Annotated in this window: 5 protein-coding genes and 1 pseudogene; all 6 read left to right on the top strand. The window is 64.5% G+C overall.

Features of this window, described 5'->3' with window-relative positions; all coding sequences use genetic code 11:
• Positions 1 to 524 (top strand): NADH-quinone oxidoreductase subunit J (locus ACIQ6O_RS11210; RefSeq protein ID WP_396207875.1); only part of this gene is annotated, 524 nt, incomplete at its 5' end.
• Positions 521 to 823, top strand: a complete 303-nt coding sequence (nuoK, locus tag ACIQ6O_RS11205; RefSeq protein WP_396207874.1) for an NADH-quinone oxidoreductase subunit NuoK — start codon at positions 521 to 523, stop codon at positions 821 to 823. The genes ACIQ6O_RS11210 and nuoK, both read left to right, overlap by 4 nt.
• Positions 824 to 829: 6 nt before the next feature.
• Complete coding sequence (gene nuoL, locus ACIQ6O_RS11200) at positions 830 to 2,725, top strand: NADH-quinone oxidoreductase subunit L (RefSeq protein WP_396207873.1); 1,896 nt, start codon at positions 830 to 832, stop codon at positions 2,723 to 2,725.
• Complete coding sequence (locus ACIQ6O_RS11195) at positions 2,718 to 4,253, top strand: NuoM family protein (RefSeq protein WP_396207872.1); 1,536 nt, start codon at positions 2,718 to 2,720, stop codon at positions 4,251 to 4,253. The genes nuoL and ACIQ6O_RS11195 overlap by 8 nt, the downstream gene beginning before the upstream one ends.
• Positions 4,254 to 4,269: 16 nt before the next feature.
• On the top strand, positions 4,270 to 5,643 hold the full coding sequence (locus tag ACIQ6O_RS11190) for an NADH-quinone oxidoreductase subunit N (protein WP_396207871.1): 1,374 nt from the start codon (positions 4,270 to 4,272) through the stop codon (positions 5,641 to 5,643).
• Positions 5,644 to 5,723: 80 nt separating this feature from the next.
• Positions 5,724 to 6,274 (top strand): annotated as a pseudogene (locus tag ACIQ6O_RS11185) (NAD-dependent malic enzyme); the annotation flags it as partial.

The raw sequence follows: 6,274 nt of genomic DNA, 5'->3' as shown, positions 1-6,274 counted from the left end.
CGCGGACAATAGAAACGGTCGCGTTGGTCCTGTTCGGCGCGCTCGCTCTCGTGGCGGCGGCCTCCATGCTGTTCATGCGGGAGCCCATGCGCGTGGCCCTCGCTCTCATCACGTCGATGTCATCCCTCGGCGCCGTGTACGGCCTCATGGGCGTGCACTTCATCGCCGCCTTCCAGGTGCTCATCTACGTGGGCGCGGTGATGGTGTTCATGGTGTACGTGATCATGCTGCTCGAGGTGAAGGAAGCGCCCGGCAGCAAGCGGTTCTCGTCGTATGTGGTGCCCGGCGTCGTGGTGGGTGTGCTGCTCATGGCGGCGCTCGGTGCCGGCATGCTGCGCGGGCCCATGTCGAGCGGCATGCTGCCCGGAGAGGGCAGCGGCACCTTCTCGTTGGTCGAGTTCTCGTCGGCGTTTCTCACGCGCTACTGGCTGGTGTTCGAACTCACGACGGTGTTCCTCGTGGGGGCCATCGTGGCTGCGCTGGCCGTGGTCAACGTGAGCCGCCGCAAGCAGGAGGGCGCGTGAACGAATCACAGTTCCTGCTCGCCATCGCCGGTGGTCTGTTCACCATCGGGTTGCTGGGTGTCGTGATCCGTCGGAATGCCCTCGTGATGCTGATGTGCATGGAACTCATGCTCAACGGCGTCAACCTGAGCCTCGTGACGTTTTCGCAGCAGCGCGGCGATGCCGCGGGCGCGGTCATGGTGTTCCTCACCTTCGTCGTGGCCACTGCCGAAGTGGCCCTCGCCATCCCCATTGTGTTGCTGCTCGTGAAACACGCCCGTTCGCTCGATGTGGACCGCTACTCAGAGCTCAAGGGCTAGCCGCGCATGAATACCCCGTTGGCGCTCATCGCGCTCCTCCCCCTGCTGGGTTTCCTGCTCAACGGCACCTTCGCCACCGCGCTCGGCGGCAAGCGGTTCAACAACACCGTTGCGGCGGTGATCGCCTGTGCGATGCCCATCGCGGCCTTCGCGCTCACCATTCAGGCGTTCCTCACGCTGCAGAGCAATGGCTATACGCCCATCGTGGCGCCCCTGTACCGCTGGGCGCTCATCGGCGAACACACCTTCGACATCACGTTCTACTTCGATCGTCTCTCGGCGATCATGACGCTCGTCGTCACCGGTGTGGGGTCGGTCATCCACATCTACTCCACCGGTTACATGCACGACGACAAGAGCTTCGGGCGCTTCATGGCGTACCTGAATCTCTTCCTGTTCTTCATGCTCCTGCTGGTGCTGGGCCGCTCGATGCTGGTGCTGTTCGTCGGCTGGGAAGGCGTGGGGTTGGCGAGCTATCTCCTCATCGGCTTCTGGTTCGACGATCTCGCCAATGCCATTGCCGGCCGGAAGGCGTTCATCACCAACCGCATCGGTGACGCCGGTTTCCTGTTGGGCATGTTCCTGCTGTACCGCGCCTTCGGCACGCTCGACATGGACACCATCAACAGCGCGTTCGTTGGCGGCCAGGCGGCGATGGTGTCGGCCAGTCTGGTGGGCTTCTTCCTGTTCGTCGGTGCCACGGGCAAGTCGGCGCAGATTCCCCTGTACGTCTGGCTCCCCGATGCCATGGCCGGCCCGACGCCGGTGTCCGCGCTGATTCACGCGGCCACGATGGTGACCGCGGGCGTGTATCTCGTGGCGCGCATGTCGGGGCTCTACATGCAGGCGCCCGACGCTTCGCAGCTCATGGCGGTGGTGGGCGTGCTCACCGCCTTCATGGCGGCCACGATCGCCCTCGTGCAGACCGACATCAAGAAGGTGCTGGCCTATTCCACGGTGTCGCAGCTCGGCTTCATGTTCGTGGCGCTGGGCGTCGGCGCTTACGGCGTAGCCATCTTCCACGTCGTGACACATGCCTTCTTCAAGGCGTGTCTGTTCCTTGGTGCGGGCAGCGTGATCCACGCGCTCGGCGGTGAACAGGACATTCGAAAGATGGGCGGGCTGCGCAAGCATATCCCAATCACCTTCTGGACGTTCGTGATCTCCACCGCGGCGATTGCCGGAATTCCCGGACTCGCCGGCTTCTTCTCGAAGGACGAGATCCTGTGGTATGCCTTCGCCAGCGAGAAGGGCGGGGCGCCGTGGCTGTGGGCGGTGGGAGCGCTCACGGCGTTCATGACGGCGTTCTATATGACGCGCCTGCTGTGGCTCACGTTCTTCGGCGCGTCACGCATGAGCCATGAGGTGGAGCACCACGTGCATGAGTCGCCGCTCTCGATGACCGGCGTGCTCGGCGTGCTCGCCGTGCTGTCGGCGGTGGGCGGCTACATCGGGATTCCGCACTTCCTCGAGCCGCAGATTCCGTTGCCGCCGGTGGTGGAATCCCTCGAACATTACGAGCACACGCTGCTCTACGTGTCCATCGCCATCGCCTTCGCGGGCGTGGCGCTCGCCGTGTTCATGTACAGCGGACCGGCTTCGCGCCCGGCGGGCATCGCCCGCGCGGCGGGCCCGGTACGTGTGCTGCTGGAAGGGAAGTACTTCGTGGATGAACTCTATGCGGCGGTGATCGTGCGTCCGCTGGCGTGGGTGTCGGAGCACGTGTTCCTCAAGATTGGCGACAAGATGCTCATCGACGGCACGCTCAATGGACTCGGGGCCTTTGCACAGCGATCGGCCGGCTGGCTCGGTCGGGCGCAAACCGGCAGCCTGCAGTTCTACGCGTTGCTGGTGATGGTGGGCATGGTGGGCGCTTTGCTCTGGAGCTGGCGCCATGTCTGATGCCATGCTGCTGAACGTCCTGCTGTTTCTGCCGCTCGGTGCGGCTGCGTTGCTCGCCTTTGTGCGTGGCAACGCCAATGCGGTGCGCATCACCACTACGGCCGCCATGGCGGTGCAGTTCGTGATCGCGATGGTGCTCTATTCGCACTTCGACGGTGCGGTCCCCGGGCTACAGGCGGCGACCAGTGTGCCGTGGATCGCCGAGTGGGGGGTGAGTTATGCGATCGGCCTCGATGGCGTGAACATCCTGCTGGTGCTGCTCACGGCGTTCCTCGGACCGCTGGTCATCCTCGGAGCGTGGACGGCCATCGAGAAGGATGTGGCGCTGTTCCACGTGAACGTGCTGCTGCTGCAGTTCGCCATGATGGGCGCGTTCCTCTCGCAGGATCTCTTCCTGTTCTACGTGTTCTGGGAAGCGATGCTCATCCCGATGTTCCTGATCATCGGTATCTGGGGCGGCGCACGGCGCAGTTATGCCACGGTGAAGTTCGTGCTGTACACGGCCTTCGGCTCCATCCTTATGCTGGCGGCGGTGATCTACCTGGTGTGGTCGCTGCAGCAGGCCGGTGGGGTGGCGAGCTTCGCCTTCGCGGATCTCCTGCAGGCACGTTTGCCGCTCGATGTGCAAATCACGCTGCTGGCCGCGTTTGCGCTGAGCTTCGCGATCAAGGTGCCCATGGTGCCGTTGCATACGTGGCTGCCCGACGCACACGTGGAAGCGCCTACGCCGGGCTCGGTGATTCTGGCCGGCGTGCTGCTCAAGATGGGTACCTACGGCTTCATGAAGCTCGGCTTCCCGCTCTTCCCGGATGCTACGCGCCTGTTCACGCCGGTGCTCATGTCGCTGTCCGTGGTGAGCATCGTGTACGGCGCCTGTCTGGCGCTCGTGCAGCAGGACATCAAGAAGATCATCGCCTATTCGTCCATCAGCCATCTGGGCTACGTGATGCTCGGACTGCTCAGCCTCGATCTGGCGGGCATTCAGGGCGCTGTGATCCAGATGGTGAGCCACGGTCTAGTGGCCGCGGGGCTCTTCCTGCTCGTGGGTATGGTGTACGAGCGCGGACATACGCGTGAGCTGTCGGCGTACGGTGGCCTGGCGCGGCAGATCCCCGTGTTCGGCGTGTTCTTCATCGTGTTCACGCTGGCGTCGGTGGGGCTCCCCACCACGAGCGGTTTCACGGGTGAGTTCCTCGTGCTGCTCGGGGCGTTCACCGCCGCATGGCCTCAGCATCTTGATGGGGTGCACCTCCCGCTCATCCTGTCCGTCACCGCCGTAACGGGTGTGGTACTCGGTGCGCTCTATATGCTGCGCTTCGCCCTCACCTTCGTGTTCGGCCCTGAGAAGGCGCCGCACGGCCCGCTGACCGACCTCACGCTGCGTGAGAAGACGGTGCTCGGCATTCTGACGGTCTCCATCTTCGCGCTCGGTCTCTTCCCCGACAGTGCCCTCCGCAAGACGGAGCTCGCGGCCAAGACGTACCAGCAACTCGTGTCCACCTCCCGCTTGCCGAACGATGCCAAGTAGTGAGGCGCTTCGTGCCATGCTCCCCGAGCACCTGCTGCTCGCGGGGCTCGTGCTGCTCATCGTCACCTCCCTCGTGCGCGGTATGCGGTCACTCGCGTTCCCGTTGGCGCTCGGCGTCATCGCCGCGGCGTCGGGGGCGGCGTTCTGGCTCGCGTCGGCGGGGCTCAGCGCCGAGCCGTTCCCCGGGCACTTCGTGGTGTCACCCACCACGCTGATGGTGAAGGGGGCGCTGCTCGCGCTGGCCCTCCCGGTGCTGCTCATGTCTCGCAGTGATTTTTCACGAGAAGGACTGGGGGATACCGAGTTCCCCACGCTGCTCGTGGCGTCGCTCTATGGCTTGAGTCTGTTGCCGTCGGCCGCCAGCGCATTGGTGCTGTTCCTCGGGCTCGAGATGATGTCGATCCCGGTGTACGCACTCATCGTGCTGGCGTTCCGCCGCCCGCAGTCGGCCGAGTCGGCGCTCAAGTACCTGGTGCTGAGTGGCGCTGCGTCGGCCACGCTGCTCATGGGCATCTCTCTCGTGTACGGCACAACCGGTTCCATGGATCTGTCGGCGTATCGTGACGCGATCCTGCAGGCCGACCTGATGGCACGTACCGGCGTGGTGCTCGTGCTGCTCGCGCTGTTCCTCAAGGCGGCCGTGGTGCCGTTCCATGCGTGGGCACCGGATACTTACGAAGGGGCCAGCGTCCCGGTCACCGCGTATATGGCCACGCTGTCCAAGGCCGCGGTGCTGGTGGTGGCGGTACGCTTCTTTGATGGGGTGAACGTGTCGGGGAGCATGGTCGACCTGCTCGCCGTGTTGCCGCTGGTCAGCATCGTGTGGGGCAACATCGCGGCCATTCGGCAGACCAACCTGCGTCGCATGATCGCATACTCCAGCATCGCGCACGCGGGCTATCTCTTCTATGCCTTTCTCGGTACGAGCGAGGGACGCTTGGAAGCGGTCACGTTCTACATCATCGTGTACTCTGCGGCCAACCTGCTGGCGTTCGCGGTGCTGCCGTCGCATACCGACGATGTCGTGCGCGATCGCATGGAAACGCTCGATGGCCTGTTCCACCGTGACCCGATGGCGGCTTCGCTCATCGCCGTGGCCATGCTGTCGCTGGCCGGGCTGCCGCCGTTTCCCGGCTTCACGGCCAAGTTCCTCATCTTCAAGAGCGTCATCGCCGCTGGGTACAGCACGTATGCTGTGCTGGGGCTCGTAGGCAGCTTCCTCGGGCTGTACTTCTACCTGCGCGTCGTCCAGCGGATGTTCATGCTGCCGTCCACCGCTGCTGCGACCACGTCGGTGGGGCAGGGGTTGGGCAAGGCCGCCGGCGTGCTGTGCCTCGCGGCGACAGCCGTTCTCATGATCGTACCCGGCTGGGTACTCGATCGCTTCTGAAATTCTGTTGACGTGCGCCCGCTCGCCGATGGCGAGCGGGCGTTCCGTTTCGTTCACCCACTGCACTACCGGCACTCCCCGTGACCGAACTTCCCTCAGTCAAGCGCGGCGCTGCGCTCCTCAACGACCCCGAGCTCAACAAGGGGACCGCCTTTACCGACATCGAGCGTGCCGCGCTCGGTCTCCGTGGGCTGCTGCCGCCCCGCGTGATGACGCAGGACGAGCAGCTCGAGCGCATCCTGCCCGGTGTGCGCTCGCGGCCCACGCCGCTCGATCAATACTCGTATCTGGTCGGCCTCCACGATCGCAACGTGACGCTGTTCTATCGGCTCGTCATCGACCATCTGGAGGAGATGATGCCCATTCTGTACACGCCCACAGTGGGGCAGGCGTGTCAGGAGTTCGGACGCATCTTCCGTCGCAGCCGCGGCCTCTTCATCACGGCCGAGGACAAGGGGCATGTGCGCGAGGTGCTCGCCAATTGGCCGCACGACAACGTGCGCATGATCGTCGTGACCGACGGTGAGCGCATCCTGGGCCTTGGTGACCTCGGTGCGAACGGCATGGGCATTCCCATCGGCAAGCTCACGCTGTACACGGCGTGCGCCGGGATTCCGCCGATGCAGTGTCT

This window comes from Gemmatimonas sp. (assembly GCF_044345575.1).
Classification (GTDB): domain Bacteria; phylum Gemmatimonadota; class Gemmatimonadetes; order Gemmatimonadales; family Gemmatimonadaceae; genus Gemmatimonas.
Note: the sequence above shows the minus strand (reverse complement) of the source record. Positions and strands in the feature narration are given on the sequence as shown.

What these genes read in the sequence shown, in the direction of transcription:
- nuoL (WP_396207873.1), top strand. Translation starts at nt 830, where the DNA reads ATGAATACCCCGTTGGCGCTCATCGCGCTCCTCCCCCTGCTGGGTTTC.
- ACIQ6O_RS11195 (WP_396207872.1), top strand. Translation starts at nt 2,718, where the DNA reads ATGTCTGATGCCATGCTGCTGAACGTCCTGCTGTTTCTGCCGCTCGGT.
- ACIQ6O_RS11190 (WP_396207871.1), top strand. Translation starts at nt 4,270, where the DNA reads ATGCTCCCCGAGCACCTGCTGCTCGCGGGGCTCGTGCTGCTCATCGTC.